General features: G+C 40.4%; 14 protein-coding genes. 5 read left to right on the top strand and 9 right to left on the bottom strand.

Going from position 1 to position 19,907, the window contains the following annotated elements:
* The first annotated feature begins 38 nt into the window (after positions 1-38).
* Positions 39-512, top strand: coding sequence for a 23S rRNA (pseudouridine(1915)-N(3))-methyltransferase RlmH (gene rlmH, locus F1E73_RS11795; protein ID WP_150451995.1), 474 nt, complete (start codon positions 39-41; stop codon positions 510-512).
* A gap of 15 nt (positions 513-527) precedes the next feature.
* On the opposite strand, the gene F1E73_RS11790 is transcribed toward rlmH, so the two are convergent.
* The 9 genes from F1E73_RS11790 to F1E73_RS11750 all read right to left on the bottom strand — a co-directional run bounded on the left by F1E73_RS11790 (position 528) and on the right by F1E73_RS11750 (position 15,486).
* A complete protein-coding gene (locus F1E73_RS11790; RefSeq protein WP_191089010.1) occupies positions 528-3,803 on the bottom strand; it encodes a S41 family peptidase in 3,276 nt (1,091 codons plus the stop codon).
* A 178-nt stretch (positions 3,804-3,981) separates the two neighbouring features.
* A complete protein-coding gene (locus F1E73_RS11785) occupies positions 3,982-5,469 on the bottom strand; it encodes a RagB/SusD family nutrient uptake outer membrane protein (RefSeq protein ID WP_150451993.1) in 1,488 nt (495 codons plus the stop codon).
* Positions 5,470-5,479: 10 nt separating this feature from the next.
* Positions 5,480-8,953 (bottom strand): TonB-dependent receptor, encoded by a 3,474-nt coding sequence (locus tag F1E73_RS11780; protein ID WP_176328508.1) that lies wholly within the window; start codon positions 8,951-8,953, stop codon positions 5,480-5,482.
* Between the two features lie 141 nt (positions 8,954-9,094).
* Positions 9,095-10,069 carry a FecR family protein gene (locus F1E73_RS11775; RefSeq protein ID WP_150451992.1) on the bottom strand — a complete coding sequence of 325 codons (975 nt, stop codon included), beginning with the start codon at positions 10,067-10,069 and terminating at the stop codon, positions 9,095-9,097.
* Between the two features lie 275 nt (positions 10,070-10,344).
* The gene (locus tag F1E73_RS11770) at positions 10,345-10,887 is read right to left on the bottom strand and encodes an RNA polymerase sigma-70 factor (RefSeq protein ID WP_086477763.1); all 543 of its coding nucleotides are present in this window, start codon (positions 10,885-10,887) and stop codon (positions 10,345-10,347) included.
* A 468-nt stretch (positions 10,888-11,355) separates the two neighbouring features.
* Positions 11,356-13,248 carry a phosphoglycerate dehydrogenase gene (gene serA, locus F1E73_RS11765; RefSeq protein WP_150451991.1) on the bottom strand — a complete coding sequence of 631 codons (1,893 nt, stop codon included), beginning with the start codon at positions 13,246-13,248 and terminating at the stop codon, positions 11,356-11,358.
* Positions 13,249-13,578: 330 nt separating this feature from the next.
* Positions 13,579-14,280, bottom strand: coding sequence for a DUF3307 domain-containing protein (locus tag F1E73_RS11760; RefSeq protein WP_150451990.1), 702 nt, complete (start codon positions 14,278-14,280; stop codon positions 13,579-13,581).
* A gap of 2 nt (positions 14,281-14,282) precedes the next feature.
* Positions 14,283-14,888, bottom strand: coding sequence for a SatD family protein (locus F1E73_RS11755; protein ID WP_086477766.1), 606 nt, complete (start codon positions 14,886-14,888; stop codon positions 14,283-14,285).
* Positions 14,889-15,033: 145 nt separating this feature from the next.
* Complete coding sequence (locus F1E73_RS11750; RefSeq protein ID WP_086477767.1) at positions 15,034-15,486, bottom strand: methyltransferase family protein; 453 nt, start codon at positions 15,484-15,486, stop codon at positions 15,034-15,036.
* A 101-nt stretch (positions 15,487-15,587) separates the two neighbouring features.
* Here F1E73_RS11750 and F1E73_RS11745 point away from each other — a divergent pair, with 101 nt between their 5' ends.
* The 4 genes from F1E73_RS11745 (at position 15,588) to F1E73_RS11730 (ending at position 19,619) form a co-directional block, all read left to right on the top strand.
* On the top strand, positions 15,588-16,157 hold the full coding sequence (locus F1E73_RS11745; RefSeq protein ID WP_086477768.1) for a non-canonical purine NTP diphosphatase: 570 nt from the start codon (positions 15,588-15,590) through the stop codon (positions 16,155-16,157).
* 17 nt (positions 16,158-16,174) lie between these two features.
* Positions 16,175-16,822: a DUF4337 family protein gene (locus tag F1E73_RS11740; RefSeq protein ID WP_086477769.1), complete on the top strand. Its 648-nt coding sequence runs from the start codon at positions 16,175-16,177 to the stop codon at positions 16,820-16,822.
* Between the two features lie 161 nt (positions 16,823-16,983).
* A complete protein-coding gene (locus F1E73_RS11735; RefSeq protein WP_150451989.1) occupies positions 16,984-18,762 on the top strand; it encodes a DEAD/DEAH box helicase in 1,779 nt (592 codons plus the stop codon).
* 77 nt (positions 18,763-18,839) lie between these two features.
* A complete protein-coding gene (locus F1E73_RS11730) occupies positions 18,840-19,619 on the top strand; it encodes a carboxypeptidase-like regulatory domain-containing protein (RefSeq protein ID WP_086477771.1) in 780 nt (259 codons plus the stop codon).
* The last annotated feature ends 288 nt before the right edge of the window (positions 19,620-19,907 follow it).

The raw sequence follows: 19,907 nt of genomic DNA, 5'->3' as shown, positions 1-19,907 counted from the left end.
TTTCATGAAAAATAAAAATTGCAGCTTACTTTTGCCTTATGACCATAAAGCTACTTGTACTGGGAAAAACGGACAGTGCTCCTTTGATCCAATTAATTGAGGAATACCAAAATAGGATAAAGCATTATGTGCGGTTTGAGTTGGAAATTATCCCGGACATTAAAAACACCAAGAATCTTTCAGAAAAACAACAGAAGGAAAAGGAAGGGGAAGCCATATTAAGTAGGCTGAATCCTTCGGATGTTCTTGTTTTATTGGACGAGAAGGGAAAGCAGTACAGCTCGGTAGCATTCTCCCAGTATTTGCAAAAGAAAATGAATTCTGGAATTAAACAATTCGTTTTAGTAATTGGCGGTCCTTATGGATTTAGTGATGCCGTTTACCAAAAATCACAAGGCTTACTTGGTCTATCCAAAATGACCTTCTCCCATCAAATGGTACGACTATTTGTGGTAGAGCAGATATACAGGGCCTTTACGATCCTGAAAAACCAACCCTACCACCATCAATAGTCTATCTTTTATACCTTACTTTTTTTCTTCAATTTGACGCAGCAGTTCCGATACCGCTGTCCTTAATTGTGCATCTTGCTTTTTAGCTCTCTCATCGGGAGTGCTTTTCACCAAGATATCGGGTACCGCGGGTTGAAGTTCCATATCCAGACCGGATTCCTTTATATACCACCCCCTATACGGCATGCGCACACTGGAACCATCTATCAGTCTATGGGATCCGGTGGAAATAACCGCACCAAAGGTCGGTTGCCCCACCAGGGTACCAATACCCAGGGCTTTGTAAGCATGCGAGAATATCTCGGCATTGGAATAACTACGCTCATTACAGAGGGCAATGGAAGGCTTGGTCCAAGCCGCCAATGGCAGTCGCTCGCTGTAGGGATAAGAGTCTACAAATTTCCCATGATCTTTTCCAAGGTCGTCTGTGGCACCCCTAGGAACTGTATACGCATGCTGCCTTACGGTTAATACAGCCATTAAGTAATCCGTGGTCCATCCACCACCATTGTAGCGAACATCAATTACAATACCTTCCTTCCCTTGTCCGGCAGCGGTCAACTCTCTTTCAAACTCCTCAAAACTGGTCCAGTTCATTCCTTGTATATGGATATACCCCAGCCTTCCTTCAGAATACGCTTCCGTAAGCCTTCTACGCTCTTTAACCCAAGCTTTATAATTGGCCCTTCTGTTAGACGAAACTGGCCTAATAACCACTTCCCTACTAGCACCCTTGCTGTTTTTTACGTTGAGATAGATCTTTTCGTTAACGGTATTGTTGAGCAAACTGTAGAAGTTGGTGGTTGGTGTTAGCTTTTTGCCATTAACCCCCGTTATGATATCCCCCACATAGAGGGTACTTAGTTGCTTCTGAGCTGGCATGGTTACCGTTGTAGAGACCACCTCTACACTTCCGTCCTTTAAGGGTGTTATGTCTACTCCCAATTGCCCAGTACTTTGGCGCTGCAAGGAGGTTCTATTCTCACCGCCCCTCATACCCATATGGCTGGCATTTATCTGTCCTAACATCCAATTAAAAACGAACTGGAAATCGACCCTAGTAGATGCCTTTAAGGCCAAGGGCTTATATTGAGCCTTTAAAAGGTCCCAGTCTTGCCCATTAAATTGTGGATTGTAAAATCCGTCGTTTATTGCCCTCCAAGCATCCTCAAAAATTTGATTCCCCTCTTCCTCATAATGGATATCCATGGTAGCGGAAAAGGCGATTCTCTCTATAGCATCCTTTTTTAAGTTGATCCGATAAGGTTTTCCAGATCTGATATAGTATAGAAACTCTTTTTTACTTCCAAAAGTTACGCTTCTCGGATTGGCGTCCCCTTGGGTCAATGCCTCTTTATCTTCTCCATCCCACTGTATCTTATAAAGATCTGCGTAGTTTTTTATATTGGTTCTGGTACCATTGCCCGTGGTGTAATAAAAGGTTTTTCCGTCTGAAGATATTCCTTGTAGAAATTCGCCCCCACTATAACGGGTTACTTGTACCTGCCGCTCATAGATCCCATCCAAGTCAATGGTAATAGGAGCAACCTCCTTGTTTCCATTTTCTTTCTTGGAATCATTTTTAGCGGACACTGCTTTTTTATCTGCTTCCAAAGCTGCCAATTCTTTCCAATCTTCCGGAGTTCGCTCCCAGTCCTTTTTTTGAAGCCACACAAACCAGACGTCATAATCACTGTTATTCCTATTGGAGGTAAACCCTATTTTGGAACCATCATCACTCCAGATAGGATTAATATCCGCTTTGGGGTGCATAGAGATATTGGTAGCGGAAGACCTGCCATCTACCTTTTGTATAAAAATATCGGAGTTAAACTCTAGATCCTTTAAACTATAGGCCAACCACTTATTATCTGGGGACCAAGCTATTCCCGATGGCAAGGACCAACCATTGTTATTTAGGGTAACCGCTTCGGATAGCTGGCCATTCTCAGAAATCTTGGACACATACAAAGACCCCCTGCCTAAGGTATAGGCAAGCGATTTCTTATCTGGCGACAACACCGGATTACCTACTTCGCTCTCAAAAAAGCTAAGCTGCTCTATCTTATGCTTCAAAGAATGAAACAAATCCTTTTGTTGGGCATCGGAAGACGTAATTTTGTAGAAATTCTGTACGCCATTTCTATCCGAAGTAAAGATGATAGTCTCCTCGTTCAGCCAAAATGCATTAGCATCTTTATAGGGAGATTGCGTTAGGTTTACCGTTCTGGTCTCTTCTTTATCGTTTCGGGTCAAGAATAGCTCTCCCCTTACTGTTAAAATACTATACCTGCCACTTGGAGAGGGAATTACCTGTTGGATACCATCTGTATAGGTTTTAGTAACAACGGGATCGAAACGGAAATCCGAATTTAACTCAAGTTGTACCAAACTAGACTCCTTGGAATCCACATCCACTAAAAACAACTTGTCCATCTGGGATAAAATGATGGTTTTCCCACCATTACCCAATTGGAAGGAGAAAATACCGAAATCGGCAAATTCGGTTATAGGCTCCATATCCAAAAGACCACCCTCTTCAGAAATACGAGCCATATGCACATTGTACTTCCCTGTCATGGACGATTGGAAGAATAGTTTATTGTCATTGCCCCAGATTGGCGAAAAATCATTGCCCTGAAAAGTAGTGATTTGGTGGTAGCTATCCGTTTCCAAATTGTATACCCATACATCCCTATTGGCACTGCCCCTATAGGCTTCCCTTGCAATACGGCAACTTCCCCTTGTAAATGCCAACAACCTCCCATCTGGAGAAAGCGTAGCATCGAACCCTAAACTGTTCAGTAATCTTTTTGGGGTACCCCCTTCCAGAGCCACTTCAAATATTTCGGGCTCCGACTCTACTTGGGCGAAATCCCTTTTAGATCCAAATAAGACCTTATTCTGGGAAGTCACATCCGTTAAAACATCGGATGCCGAAGCATAGGTGAGTCGCTTTGGAAGCCCTCCATTATAGGGAATCACAAATATGTCGTTACTCCCAAACCGATCGCTTTGAAAGACAATTTTTGAGCCATCATGAGTAAAGAAGGGGTTAGAATCATAGCCTTCGTGGATGGTTATACGTTTGGGATTGGAGCCATCTATATTGGCGGTCCAAATATCTCCTTGATATACAAACGCCAGCAAATCCCCTTTTGGACTTAAGTTTGGATTATGCACCAAATGATGTTGCGCATAGGCCATAAAGGAAAATGGCAGTAGTAGAATTGCCAAAAATTGCAAATAATAAGCAGTACGTTTGGTTAAAAAAACAGGTACATTCTTCATAAAATGAAAATTAAACAGAAATATTAAAAATTTAGAAAATAACATTTTTTACCTCCCCGATGGCAGGGCTATATAAAGGTTCTATCGCTAATATTAATATTGAACTAAATACATAAAAAACCTTTCCTTTTAACCAAGGAAAGGTTTTTACAGTTAAATCAAATAAATAGCCACTAGCTTAAATAGGATTTTGTTCTATCAAAGGATTGGCATCGATCTCATCTTGAGGTATGGCCCAAATCCATCTTTTATCATCCGGAGCAACTTCCAGTACCCCATTGGTGGTAGATTTTTTATGATTAGATCCAGTTCTATCCAAGGGAAGGTTCAATCGCTTTAGATCTAACCAACGGAATCCTTCTCCCCAAAGTTCTATACGTCTATGATCCATAATCTCATCAATTAAAGCCTGACCTGTATTAGTTGATAAGGTGTAATCGTCATCTCGGGTAGAGATTAAATCGAACAATACCTGTGCTGCCAGACCGTACTTCCCATCCCTAGCCAAGGCTTCGGCTTCTATTAAGTACATTTCGGCTGCCCGCATCATAGGAACATCCATTCGGCTATCCGAAGTACTTACCGTTAAAAACTTCTGGTTGGTATAGGGATATCTTTTGGCATTCCCTACAATGTTTACCCCAGAAGGCAGGTTTAAATGCTCACCAGTAGGATCCCACAAGGTTTTACGCACATCAGTATCGGATATTTTATCGTACAATAGGTTGCTTATAGATCTAGGGTTAGACCTAATAGAGGAAGAACTGTAATTTCTAGAAATATAAGCTCCCAGATTTCCAAAATAGTTGGTTTGATCTTCTACAATATGGCTTGCCCACATAAATTCGCTATTGGCATCAAGGTTATCCCTAAAGCCCTGCTTATAGGTTTCCTGATCCATTAAGGGGTACCCATTCCTAGCTTCCTGGGCAAATTGCGCAGCTAGCCCCCAATTTCCTTGAGTCAGTGCCACCCTCGCTTTTAATCCCTTTGCCACCGCTGCATTTAAGTGCGATTTATTGGGGCGCTCGTAACCTTCTAGTAAGGAAATAGCGTCATCAATATCTTTGTTGATTTGAGTATACACCTCTTCTACAGTAGATCGCTTAATAGGATCTATAGAGTTGTCTAATTTAATGGGGACTCCCAATTGCGAATTGCCACCCTCTTTTTTATATGCTGCAGCCCAGGTTTGTACCAACTGATAATGACCGTAAGCCCTGTACAAAAGGGACTGACCTTTAATTATGTCCTTTTCTGCTTGTTCTCCTTCGGCATCGTCTATACTATTGATAAGCACGTTGGCGTTGGCAATAAATTTATAAAACATCCCCCAATGACTAGTGTTATAGGAATTGGTTGGGGACGAGTTTAAATTCCACCTATAGGCGGTAGTCCATGTACTCGCATTAAAAACATGGTCTTCCCCCATTTCGTCCATATGCATACCAAAGTGACCTGCACCACCTCTTCCCTGGCTACCGTAACGAATATACATAGACCTATGAATACCGTTTAATGCCGCCATGGCCGTACCGGTAGTGGTAGAAACAGTTCCAGAAGAAACCTGATCTGTTGGGAACGTATCCAAGAAATCTTTCTCACAAGCTGTAAAGAATGGGAGTACAGCTAATATCGCGATAATTATATATTTTGATCTTTTCATCTTCTTACTATTAAAATTTTAATTTTAACCCTAGGGATACCACTCTGGAAGGCGTGTACACATTTGAGGTTGTACCGCTAAAATTCTGCTGAACGTTTAAGCCCTTCCTGGCGTTTATGGAAAACACATTCTCTGCATTTACAAAAAACTGCGCCGATGCCACATCTAATCTTTCTATCAGGTCTTGGGGTAGATTATAGGACAAACTTGCTTGTCTTAAGTTTAAATAGGAAGAATCTACCAACCATCTATCAGAAGTAGCATTAAAATCGGAGGTATTTCTAGGGTCCATTCTAGGCACATCGGTAATGTCCCCCGGCTTCTGCCAACGTTTTAAAATATCTACACTTAGCGCACTTCCGTAAGATCCAGAACTCATAACTCCCTGGTAGTTGTAATCTATACTTTCCCCACCCAATTGATATGTAAAGAGGAAGCCTAGGTTAAATCCTTTGTAGGAGAAAGAATTGGAAATAGCTCCTGTAAGATCTGGAATAGCCGTACCCGCATAATGATATTCTGCATTCCCTTGCTTAGTAGTCAGCGTGTTACCATCTATCACCCTTATGTCGTCACCATCGCTCTCTATAGCCTCTTCGTTGGCATAATACAAAGCAACCCCATCTGCAGGATCTACCCCGTACCAATTTCTAAGCCAGTAATCATAAATGGAACGCCCTACCATTAGCTTCTTAGAGCCGTTGATTATTTCATCTTGAGGCAGTCTAGTAAACCTATTTTCCAAGGTGGCCATATTAAATCCGAAGTCCCACTGAAAGTTCTCATTGCGTACCACATCAAAATTAAGGCTAAGCTCTATTCCCCTATTGTACATAGCACCAATGTTCCTGGTTATATCCGACACCCCACTGGAAAGCGGTAAGGGTACATTAAACAACAAGTTATCAGACTCCTTATTATAGTACTCTACTACCCCGCTTATTCTATTGAAAAGTCGGAACTCCAAAGCCACATCATAGCTTACGCTTGTTTCCCAGAACAGGTCCTTATTTTCCAAAGAGGCCTGCAAAACACCTGCTTCACTTTGGTTGTTATAACCTAGGTCGTACAGCCCTTGATAGGCGTAATAACCAATACCGGAGTTATTTCCTATTTCCCCATAGGACCCCCTTAGTTTTAACATATCTATCCAAGTTTGGTCTCGGAAAAGCTTTTCCCTATCCAAACGCCAAGCAGTACCAAACGACCAGAATTCTCCCCAACGGGTATCCTTGTAGAATTTGGAGCTACCGTCTTGCCTATAGGAACCACTTAAAAAATACTTTCCGTCATAGTTATAGTTCACACTACCAAAATAACTCTCATCTGCTTGGGAATCTTCATAGGAGTTTAACCTTAAAGTGGTAACAAAATTACTCAGTTCCGAGTTGCCATCGGCAATTACCCCTTGTCTAGACCCATTAAAATTATTGTATCTCATTCGCAGGGATTCGTGCCCCAACAAACCTCTTAGGTTGTGATCTCCAAAGCTTTTGGAGTAATTTAAAAGCTGGTTAAAGCCCACTGTAGTCCTTCTAGTGTAGGTTCTACCAGATCTACCCGCCGTAGCACCGTCACCTACAAACCTATTTTCAAAATCGGTATTGTAAAAATGACGTTGGTCCATACTGACATTGGTCCTAAAGCTCAGATCTTTCAATAGTTGAATATCTACATAGGTCTTTGCACTTAGGGAGGTAATTTCATCAATATCGTCGTTCAAGTCGATTTCAGCCAGTACGTGTCGGCCATTACTTGCACCACTGGGACGAATAACATCCAAGTCGTACATTCTTTTTCCATTTTCATCCAAAACATAGCCGCCATCAGGGGTATGCTGGTAAATATTATAAATTGGACCAATATTTCTAGTAAAACGAATAGGGTTTACAAAGGAGCTAGACTGGGAGGAAGTGGCCTGCGCCTGATTTCCATAGGAAGAGCTAACCCCTAGGTTCAATCCCGTCTTTAACCAACTGTTGGCTTTATAATTAACATTGGCACGACCCGACAATCTAGAAAAATCGGATTTTCTAATGTATCCGTCTTCCGTTAGGTATCCTAGGGAAACGTAGTAATCCATGGATTCTGAACCCCCGGTATAGCTCATATCATAGTTTTGACGATAGCCAACCCTTACTAACTCATCTTCCCAATCTAAATCGTCATAAATAAGTCGTGCATTGGGGTTTATTTTACCATTAGTCCCCACTATTTCATCGTTGGCAACATTATAGGGGTTGCTCAACAATTCACCATAGATATTTTGGGAAGCAAAGCTATTGGCAGCGGCTACATCTGCCTCACTGTCCAATCCAGGAATAGCCTCGGTATTTCTAAGGGCTTCCCACATAATTTCGTAATACTGATTAGGCTTTAACCTATCGTATTCTGGAATAGAACGGTTAACAACGCTATTGGAGACATTAAAAGAAAACTGTCCTTTTCTATTTTTTCCACTCTTAGTGGTTACCATAACCACCCCATTGGCCGCTTTGTTACCGTATAGAGCGGTAGAAGAAGCATCCTTTAAGATAGTAATACTTTCAATGTCATTTGGGTTGATGGAGTTGATAAAACCGTTAAAGGGAATTCCATCTACCACATATAGCGGAGCACTGGAAGCAGAAAAAGATCCAATTCCTCTAATCCGAATTTCCTGACCAGAACCTGGCTGACCACTTGATGCAGTTACGGCAACTCCAGCCGATGATCCTTCAATAGCCCCGGAAAGGTTGGTTATTGACCGCTTTTCCAAAGCGTCTGCATTAATTTGTGTGGCAGCACCCGTATAATCTGCCTTTTTAGCGGTACCATAGGCAACTACAATCACCTCGTCTAATTCACTGGAGCTTTCACTAAGCGTAATATTTATGGTTTTATTCTGACCAACCTTAACATTTCTGGTTTCCATCCCGATATAAGAAAAAACCAAAACGTCCCCTTCTTCGGCAACAATCTGATAATTTCCATCAAAATCGGTTTGTGTCCCTCTGGTAGTCCCTTTAATAACTATGGACACCCCTGGCAATGGAAGCTGCCCTTCATCCGTTACCACCCCTTTTACAGGAGTTTGCTGTGTAGCTTCGGCAATAATAGAAGTAATCTCCGAATCCGTAGCTACTCTAGACTGCTCTCTACGTGCCTGTTGCTCAAACTCCTTTAATAGTTCCTTTATGGAGGCGTTGTTTTTTTGAAACAACACAATTTGATTTTTAAACATCTTGTAATCCAAATCCATGTTAGACAAAAGACTGGCTAGCACATTGTTAATTTCTTGCCGTTTAACATCAATGCTAGTTTTTCTAGCAACATTTACCAAACTGTTGTTGTAGAAAAAATGATAGCCGCTTTTTTGCTCAATTTTATCGAGGATGTTCTTAAGCTCTGTAACCTCGGTTTTTAAGGTAATGGTCTGAGCGTGAACGTCATTAGCAACTAACTTTGCCAGACTAGTAATTAATAAAACTAGATAGATTTTCATAATTCTTAGAAACTGTTTTCTAAGCGAAAACCTTATTGGTCCGCTTTTTTTCATAACTTAGAAGTGTTTAAATGTTAGTCAATGGTTTAATTGATTAATAAAATGGACAAAAGGGGGTGCTGCTACACCCTCTTTTTATCGTTACTTTTTCTCTTTATAATCGAGAATAATCTTTTGGTTTACTTCTTTATATTGAATTGGAGAAGACATTACCAAAAGCTGTAATGCTTCTTTCATTGTTAGATTATCAAAGGTTCCCGTATATTCATATTTTAAAAGTTTTGGTGAGTTGATTTTTATTTTCACGTCGTACTTACGTTCCAGGTCCAACACAACCTGCTCCATGGGAGTGCTTTTAAAAATGAGACTTCCCTTTTGCCATGCCACCGCATCTTCCAACACCACTTTTTCTACATCCATCTTCTTATTTTCCTTGCTGAAGATGGCCTTTTGGGACGGGGCTAATAGAAGGGGTTCCTCAGCTTCTCGCAAAACCTCTACCTTACCGCTAATTAAGGTTGTTTCGGTCTGAGTGTCGTTTAAGTACGACTTAACATTAAAGGTGGTGCCCAACACCTTGATGTCAAAATCTTGGGTACTTACAACAAATGGCTTTATAGAATCGTGCGTAATATTGAAATACCCTTCCCCAATAAATGAAACCGATCTTTTAGCGCCCTTAAAGATTGCGGGGTATTCTATTTGACTGTCCATATTTAAGAGCACCGTGCTACCATCGGGCAACACCACTTCCTTTTGCTCCTTGCCTTTATTGTGGACCAGCATCATCTCGGAATTACTTGGACCTCCCTTATCTCCTAACTTGCCCGGCTGGTAAAGGTGTAAAAGCAATCCAAAAAGAACAACCACTGAAGCAGCAGCGGCGTATTTTGCAAGTTGAACCCTCTTTTTAGCCAACTGTTTTCTTTTAAACTTATCGTAGACTCCAGCTACCACCCCATCTTGCCCCTGTCGCAATTCCTCGGCAACCAGTTCTGCTTTTAAGGCACTAAACTGGGCCAGGTTATCGGGATTTTCCCTGAGCCATCGCAAAACCTGCTTGTCTTCTTCGTGGGAAGTTTGTTTTCTTATATATCTGTATAGTAGCTGCTTCATTGGTAAACTGCGTCTTATACATATAAAGACGAAGGAAATGATAGTACCCCCCACCCAAGTATCATTTTTTTTAAATAGCTAATATTTTTGGTGGCCATTGACGCTCCAATGAAGGTTTCATTATGCCTAATGCCTTAAAACATTTCTTTAGGAATCGGTAGTAGTAGTAGTAGTAGTAGTAGTAGTAGTAGTAGTAGCAGTAAGACCTGTTAGTGTGAACTAAAATGATGCTGAGGCCAAGATTGCCACAACTGAAAATTGAAAGTATGCCTAGTTTATAAAAACAGGTGCATAAACTCTTGTAAATGCAAGCGCATGTGTTTTAGGGCCTTACCAATTTGATTTTCCACAGTCTTTACGCTAATCTCCAGTTCCTCAGAAATATCCCTATGGGAGAGTCCGTCCACTCTACTTTTTACAAAAACATTTCTGCGTTTTTCAGGTAAGAGCGCAATAGCTTTTCTAATCTGTTGCTCTAACTCGTCCTTTAATAAACTGGAAGCCCCTTTGTTGGAGAGCGCCTGGTAATTGATCCAGTGCTCAATTTGTTCACTTCTCCCGTGTTGGTCCAAGTGCCTACTTTTTTTCCTTAGATGATCTAGACAGCGGTTCTTTACGGTTACAAAAAGATACCCACTTAGGTTGGTCAATACCACGCCATCCTTTCTTTTTTCCCAAAGCGTTAAAAATGCATCTAGGACAATTTCCTCGGCATCTTCCTCCCCACTCACATAACTCTTGGCAATGTGCAGCAATCTCTTGTAGTACAAGTCAAATATTTCTTCGAACTGTATGCTTCGGGAGGCATCTAAATCCATATAGGCATCAATTTGTACGCTCGGCACTACAAGCTTTTACCACTTGCGCATATTGCCAAACATAAATAAAAAAAAACAACTAAGGAAATGTTAAAAGGAAATCTTTGATAATAGCAAGTCTAAGAATTCATTGTACTGAATGCCTATTCTAGGGTGTGGTCTACAACTATTTTGCCCCTACCACAATCGCCATCCAAACGTCCATAATTGGAATTATACAGCAGCATCCTACTTGGAAATCTCCTTAGGGAGAACCCATCCATTTCCGTAACTTCAATGAAAAAGGAACATTTGGATTTGGTAAATATTGGTAATCTTCCCGCTCTCCTCTCTTTGATGAAATGTGGCCGACAGCACCAAAAAAAGAAGCCCCGGGAAGTTCACCCGAGGCTTTAATAATATGCCTGCAGATAAATTTCCCAGGGCGTTCATAATTAATTGTGTGGCTTTGCCATCCCTTTTACGTTTCTAGTACAACACTCTAAATTTTATGGTGTTATCTATCTTTTTCAAGGCTTTAATAACATCCTTGTTGTATTTCTTATCCAAATCTGTAATCACATACCCCAACTCACTATCCGTGGAAAGGTACTGTCCGGAGATATTCATATTGAACCTTGCTAAAACCTCATTAATTTTAGCCATTACCCCCGGTACATTTTTATGGATATGCAAAAAACGATGTGCATTGTTTTGCTTAGGCAGTCTTATATTCGGAAAATTTACAGCATCTACGGTATTTCCAGAGTTTATATAATCCCTTATTTTATTAGGAACAAACTCTGCTATATCCCGTTGCGCCTCTTCGGTACTACCTCCAATATGCGGGGTTAGGATTACGTTATTTAGACCTTTCAACTCAGTATAGAATTCTCCGTTACTCCTAGGCTCCTCTGGAAAAACATCGATAGCCGCGCCAGCAATTTTCCCGCTCTTTAGTGCGGCTGCCAAAGCACTGATATCTATCACAAAACCTCTGGATAGGTTTACCAGAAGGGCACCGTCTTTCATCTGACTTATCTCTTTCTCACCAATAAAATTATGGTTCGCCTTATTATCATCAATATGCAGGGTAACTACATCCGAGACATTCAATAGCTCTTCCAGAGAAGTACATTTTGTAGCGTTCCCCAAGGCCAATTGATCGCCCACGTCATAGTAATAAACGTGCATTCCAAGAGCTTCGGCCAATACGGACAGCTGTTTACCTATATTTCCGTAACCAACTATACCTAGGTTTTTACCCCTTACCTCCTTAGAGTTTGCAGCGGTTTTATTCCATTCTCCATTGTGAATTTCGGTACTACGTGGAAAAATACTTCTCATCAGCATAATAATCTCACCAATGGCAAGCTCTACCACAGACCTGGTATTGCTATAAGGCGCATTAAATACTGCCACCCCTCTTTTCTTGCAGGCTTCAAGATCTATTTGTGTGGTTCCTATACAGAAGGCACCCACTACCATCAATTTATCGGCAGCTTCCAATACCTTCTCCGTTACTTGGGTCTTAGATCTGATTCCAAGAACGTGCACATCCTTTATTTTTTCTATTAACTCCTCCTCCGTTAAACTGTGCGTTAAAAGCTCTACTGAGAAGCCTTCTTCGGATAGGGATTCATACGCGTTGGGATGGATGTTTTCCAACAAAAGGATCTTAATTCTATTTTTTGGGTAGGATATCTTTCTAGGCAATTTATTTACATATAAAAATTCATCTAAATTTGGAGTGATGTAGTCAGCATTCTTCGCTGCTTTCTCCCTGTGTACATTTTCGGTATAAGCGAAAAACTTATCGGCAATACCTGCTTCACGCATTACGTAGTCGCTATACCCATCGCCAATAACCTGCACTTCCCCTTGAAGACCAAGGTTCTTAAGGCATGCAATTTTTCCGTTATGGGAAGCTAATACATTTTCTTCATCAAAGCCAATGATCTTTCCATTTTCATCAAATTTAAAGGTATTGGCATACACCCTATCTGCAGGGATGTTATACTCCTCTACAATAGGATCTATAAACTCCTTAAATCCGCATGAAATAACATAAATATCATCGGAATAGGTTTCAAAAAACTCCTTATTGGATGCTATAGACTTGGATATTTTATGGCGCAACAAATCTACCAATTGCTCCAAATCGTCTTTATGGGCATCCAATAATTTAATGCGTTTCTCCAAGGATTCCGTAAAAGAGATATCTCCATCTATCCCCAAATTGGTGATTTTCTGGATCTCTTCTATAATTTCTTCCTTATCACTTCTACCTTCCAGTGTGATTTCCGCCAAAACATCCAAGGCTTCTACCCTTGTGAGCGTACTATCAAAATCGAACACGTATTTTCTGCTTTCTACTACCATTTAGCCTGAAAAAAAATTAAGGTGTAAAAGTATGAATAATTATCGTCCGACGCTGTAAACTAACCCAAAAACTGAGCTAAGAACTGGTTATTTAAACAAAAATTAAGAAAAATTAAATTTGAAGGTTGAATATTATGAATTCCTTAAAACGCTTTACTTACAACCACCTAAAATTGCTTTTATACATGGCTGAATAAAAGACAATTGGCTACATCCAATCTGCTACCCTCAACCACATTGCCTACTCCGAAGATGTTAATTCTCACCCAATAAGCAACAACCTCCTGCAGTTGTTAGCAGGGAATTAAATCTCTGTAGCGATTAGCTACACTAGTTGGTATTAATATAAATAATCCCCGCAATCATAGCCAGGCCAAAACTCATTAAGGTACCTATAAGAATATATTCTGTTAGCTTCCGAGAATTACCTTCCTTAAGATCATTAAACCGAAATACGGATTTTGCTGCAATTAACAACCCAATGGCCTCCCAACGTCCCATTACGATGAATCCAAGCACAAAAAGCCGTTCTATAATACCAATATACTTCCCAGCATTGGGCAGGGATTTATGGTCTAGCGATATCCGATCTGACATCCCTTCCAGAAGCTGTGCCATTATTATGGAGGAAGGGCCGCCTACAAATACGATGGCCGTTACCAAAGACCAGTCCACCTCACTTATTAAGAACAAGGTATGCTCCAATAGATTGGCGTGATAGGCACAACTATAGAGCACCACCAAGTGCAACAACTGGTCTATAAAAAAGGGAATGGAGCGGTATTTAAATAAGTGAAGTGCATACATCTTCCCTAGATCTATAAAATAATGCGATCCGGCAATCACTGCGGCCCAGAACCATAGATCTAAGTCCCACAGCAAAAGCATGGTAACCCCAAAATGTACCAAAATGTGCAAATACAAATAACCAGATGCCATTTTATGAACCTCCTTATGCACCACCCATCGGGTAGGTTGCAACATAAAATCGCCAATAAGATGTGCCAATAAAAGCTTGGTAAATAATAGCATCCCTATACTTTTTTTGTAATGGTTTCGTAATACTGCAATAGATCTAGTACTAGATCCATTCTTGCGCGTTGAAGGCGCTGACTCACCGCAGATTGCTTGATTCCCAAGCGATCTGCAATCTCTTGTTGTGATTCCGATGGATATTCTAAGGTTATCCGTACAATTTCCGAAGATACCTCGGACCAGTTATCCATAAAATCCAAGGCCAATTTCAACATCAGATTTAGAGACCTATCTTTTTGCTCATCCCCAGTAGCCATGGCCAGGTTCAACTTTTGATCCTTCAAGGTTTCAAACATCCTTCCAGACCGTTGGTGAGCCTCCCCATTAGACTCACTTACGCTTGCAGCAGTATAGGCTTCGCTCCCTATACCTATCCCCATCCTTACATCCAAAGACTTGTTCATCTTAATGATCGCTTTGATATGTATGGCCGTGCGCAAGGCTTTTTGCGGACTGGTCTTTATCTGGAACTCATCTCCCCTATAAATTTCCCAATCCAAGGGGGAATTGCCCAAACTCCCTAAAAAGCTTTTTAAATTGGCCATCCAATCGGAGGAGCTGTCCCTTTGAGAATTAATAATATCTCCAGTAATTATAGCAACCATTATATATTATCTATAAGGCTAATATACAAAAATATAAGTAAAATCGCTTATATAATGAAATATAAGGTGAAAAGCTTATAATAACCTTGCCATCCCCAGTGCATAGGCCTAGTGGCCATCTACGGTTATGGGGAGCTAGACAATATTAAAACCAACGCCTTACCAGTACGCGATATTTTTGAAACTCTTTTGGGAATTTTTTGAAGAGTATCTCCTCTTCCGGTTCAATTTGGAAAGCATTTATATAGTACACAAAACCAGCTGCAAGCAAGGTATTAAAGGCATTTCCCAAGTACAATCCCCAGCCTAATAAAACAAGCAACAAAGCCAAGTACATAGGGTTCCTAGAATACTGATAAATTCCTCCTGTAACCAATGTAGCAGTCTTGGTAGGTGACTTAGGATTTATAGTGGTAGAAGCCCTAATGAATTGAATTATAGACACCACCCCCACAATCAAAGCCACCCCAAAAAGAAAGGCCATTAGGTATTCCCTTCCAAAAAAATCGAAATACCCAACAGGTAAATATTCAGCTAAGACATACATGAACCCTGCAAAGATAATTGTAACAATCACAGGTGGAATTTTTAATTTCATACGGTAAAAAAATAATAGAGCAATAAAATTACTACTTTTGGATGAGCCAAAATAATTTATAAAACTAAGGCCTACAACTATACACTCTTTAAACTAGAATAATGCAATTGGTATTTGCCACTAATAACCGCAACAAACTACAAGAAGTACAAAAATTATTTCCTCCGGAAATAACCTTATTATCCTTGGAAGACATTGGCTGCCATGAAGATATAGCGGAAACCGCTACCACCTTGGAAGGCAATGCCATTATTAAGGCCAATTTTGTCACCGAAAATTACGGATATCCCTGCTTTGCAGATGATACGGGCTTATTGGTAGATGCACTAGACGGTGCACCGGGAGTGCATTCTGCAAGATATGCTGGAGATCAAAAAAACACAGAGGACAACATAGACAAGTTACTAGATCAATTAAAGGGAGTATCTAACCGCTCTGCTCATTTTAAAACCGTAATTGCATTAAACGTTGACCAGAAGCAATACCTTTTCCAAGGCGTTGTTACAGGTACCATAGGAACGGAACGGAAGGGCGACAAGGGGTTTGGATACGACCCCGTATTTATCCCCGAAGGATACCAACAATCCTTTGCACAATTACCCTTAAGCACCAAAAACCAGATTAGCCATAGAGCTAAGGCTACGCAACAACTGCTTGCCTTCTTCAAATAAACAACCCACCAACTATTATGAGTACCACACCAATTGCTAAGATTAAAAATCATAGAATATTTAAAAGAAAAGAGACGGTTGGAGGCATATTAATTATTGTTTTTGCCATCTTATTAGCCATCACAGAGCTCATAAGCAATAACCTACGTGAGCAAATGCTCATCTCTCAAAACCAAGAGGTAAATTACTCTAACTGGTATCAGGCAAAAAGCATTAAACAGAACTTAAAGGAAAACCAACTAGACCTATTACAGGCGCTTTTGCAAGCAGGACTCATTCCTAAAGAGGAACAACAGAACTTTAAAAACGTAATAGCCCATACCAAGTCCATGGTCATAAAATACGATGCAGAAAAAACCGAACTTTTACTAGGTTCCGCTAACATTCCAACCAAGTATTGGGCACAGGATCTAGACGGGAAAATGGGGAAAATAATAGGTGTAAAGGAATGGGGCGAAAAAACCCTTCTCTATGATGGAGCCTCTCAAAAAATGAGTATGGGAAAACTACTTTTCCAAATATCCATCGTGTTATGTGTAGTCTGCGTTATTATAAGGGATAATGAAAGTTTACGGACCAATTTTATAGTCCTATCCTTGTTTTTTGGGTTGATTGGCATCCTATCTGCCAGTTACGGTCTTATGCAGATATTATGGGAAGTTTAAAAATGATTAGGAATAAAATAATAGTTTTTAAAAATTAAGTATTACCTTTGCCGCTTCAATTAACGCCGCTGGTATAGCATGTGTTGTAGTGAGTCTTAATAGGTTATAGAAAATAATCGCTCCGATCAACATACATATTTGCGATTATTTAATAACATATTATGACAAAATTTGAAGCATTAGGGCTAGATCAGTCCCTATTAAATGCTATTTCGGATCTTGGATTTGAGAGTCCGTCCGAAGTACAAGAAAAAGCAATCCCAATCTTATTGGAAAATGAAACCGACTTGGTTGCCCTAGCCCAAACCGGGACGGGAAAGACCGCCGCATTTGGTTTTCCACTAATTCAAAAAATAGACCGCACTAGCAGAACAACCCAAGGGTTGATTCTCTCCCCTACCCGTGAACTATGTTTACAGATTACCAATGAAATGGTACATTATTCCAAGTACGAAAAAGGATTAAATGTAGTTGCCGTTTACGGAGGAGCAAGTATTACGGATCAGGCCCGACAAATAAAGAGAGGCGCTCAGATAATAGTTGCTACCCCAGGTAGAATGAAGGATATGATCAACAGAGGGTTGGTAGACATTTCCAAAATTGACTATTGTGTACTAGATGAGGCCGATGAAATGCTAAACATGGGCTTTTTTGAGGATATTAAGGATATCTTATCCAATACCCCAAAAGAGAAATCAACTTGGTTGTTTTCTGCAACCATGCCCAAAGAGGTTTCCATTATTGCTAAGAAATTTATGCACAGTCCACAAGAAATTACAGTGGGCACTAAAAACTCTGGTACCAATAACATACAGCACGAGTATTATGTGGTAGGTGGTAGAGACCGCTACCCCGCATTAAAAAGATTGGCAGATACCAATCCAGATATCTTTTCCGTTATTTTCTGTAGAACCAAAAGGGACACCCAAAAAGTAGCCGAGAAACTAATCGAAGATGGTTACAATGCAGGTGCTCTTCACGGAGACCTAAGTCAGAACCAAAGAGACTTGGTGATGAACTCGTTCCGTAAGAGACAAATACAAATGTTGGTTGCAACTGATGTTGCAGCAAGAGGAATTGATGTGGATGATATTACCCACGTTATTAACTATCAGCTTCCTGATGAAATAGAAACCTATACCCACCGAAGTGGACGTACAGGAAGAGCAGGGAAAAACGGAGTTTCCATGGTAATTGTTACCAGGAGCGAAATCCGTAAGATAAAGGCGATAGAAAATAAGATAAAGCAATCCTTCGTCGCTAAAAACATTCCTACGGGCATGGAAATCTGTGAAATTCAGCTTTACCATTTGGCCAACAAAATAAAGGACACCAAAATAAACAAGGACGTAGACAACTACCTACCAGCTATTAATGATGTACTGGAAGGCATAGATCGCGAAGAATTAATCAAAAAAATTGTCTCCGTAGAGTTTACACGTTTCTTTAACTACTACAACAAATCCAAGGATCTAAATGTTACTTCTACCCGCGATAGAGGTGAGAGCAGTAACGGAGCGCCTAGTAATGGAAATGTAAGATACTTTATAAATGTTGGGGAAAAAGATGGCTACGACTGGATGTCTCTAAAAGACTTTATAAGAGATACCGTTAATTTAGGCCAGGATGATATTTTTAAGGTAGATGTAAAAGATAGTTTTTCTTTCTTTAACACAGATGCCGCAGCTACGGAAGAAATCTTAAAAACCTTTACGGACTTTAAGGTAGATGGCCGATTTGTTAATGTGGAAGTTTCCAAAAACCCAGGTGGTGATGGCGGAAGAAGACGCAGTGGCGGTAGAAGTGGCGGAGGCGGTAAGCGGGATTTCCGTTCTAACGACCGCAGTAAAAGAAGAAGAAATGACCGAGGCCCCGGCAAAGGAAACACTTCTAGCAACTCTGGAAGACGCAGGACTCAGAAAAAAAGTGACTTCTATTAGTTAATTGTATACTAAAAAAATACGCTTCGGCGTATTTTTTTAGTTAGTTTACCAAAACTAATTTTGGACTATTTTAAATGAGAACCTTTTTACTTATCCTTCTAACCCTTTTTGTATCTTTTAGTTACTCGCAGGAAACTGATACTAACGATGATCTAAAAAAGCTAAGAGCGGTAGTCATCAATGCCCAAACGGACCAACCAATGGAAAGTGTCCACGTGGTAAACCTAAATCAGGTTGTGGGAACCATCACCAACGAACAAGGTGAGTTTCAAATCCCCGCCCAGGTAAATGACACCCTGTTTTTCACCTTTTTAGGTTTTAAATCACAAAAAGTTCGGGTTACCAATGATATGTTCAGGTTTAAGAATACTGAAATTTCACTCACGGAGCTAGCCTACGCCTTAGAAGAAGTAATAGTAAGACCTTACTCCCTTACCGGCTATTTGGAAATAGACGTTAAAAACTTACCGTTAAACACCGCATTTCAGTATAGTATTTCTGGATTATCGGTAGGATACGAGGCAGGAAGTAAAAATCCAAGTGCGGTTACCAAAGTATTGGGCGCCATACTAAACCCTGCAGATCTCTTGCGGAATCTATTTGGGAAAAAACCCAATCAGATGCGAAAATTACGCCAGATGAAGGAAGACGATAGAATTAGGGATCTCTTGGCTTCCAAATTCGATAGAGAAACCCTCACCGAGTTACTTCAGTTAGAAAAAGTGGATATCGATGATATTCTCAGCAATTGCAACTATTCACAATCCTTTATCACTACTGCCAATGATCTTCAAATTTTAGACGCCATCAGCAGTTGTTATGAGGAGTTTAAGGTGCTAAATAGAAAGCGATAAGAGGAGTTGCCACAAACAACGGTATCTTAACTTTAACGGAGGCTATACGCATTGTTTCCCCCTTACTGCTGTAGCACTAAACCCAATTTAGTGGTTTTCCCATAGGAGCTTATCGCCACCAGAAATATTAGACATCCTCTATAGCGCTCTACTACCGCTAATTAGTAAAGCTAAAACAGCTAGACCCCTATAAAAAAGGCAGGTTTTTACCCGCCTTTAGCCTTCATTTAACCCGCATTATTCACCAAGAGTTTTTTCTTCAAGGAATTTGAGGATAAATTTTGCATT

Origin of the sequence: Arenibacter lacus, assembly GCF_008711145.1 — a bacterium.
Lineage (GTDB): Bacteria > Bacteroidota > Bacteroidia > Flavobacteriales > Flavobacteriaceae > Arenibacter > Arenibacter amylolyticus.
This window is presented reverse-complemented; position numbering and strand designations above follow the sequence as displayed.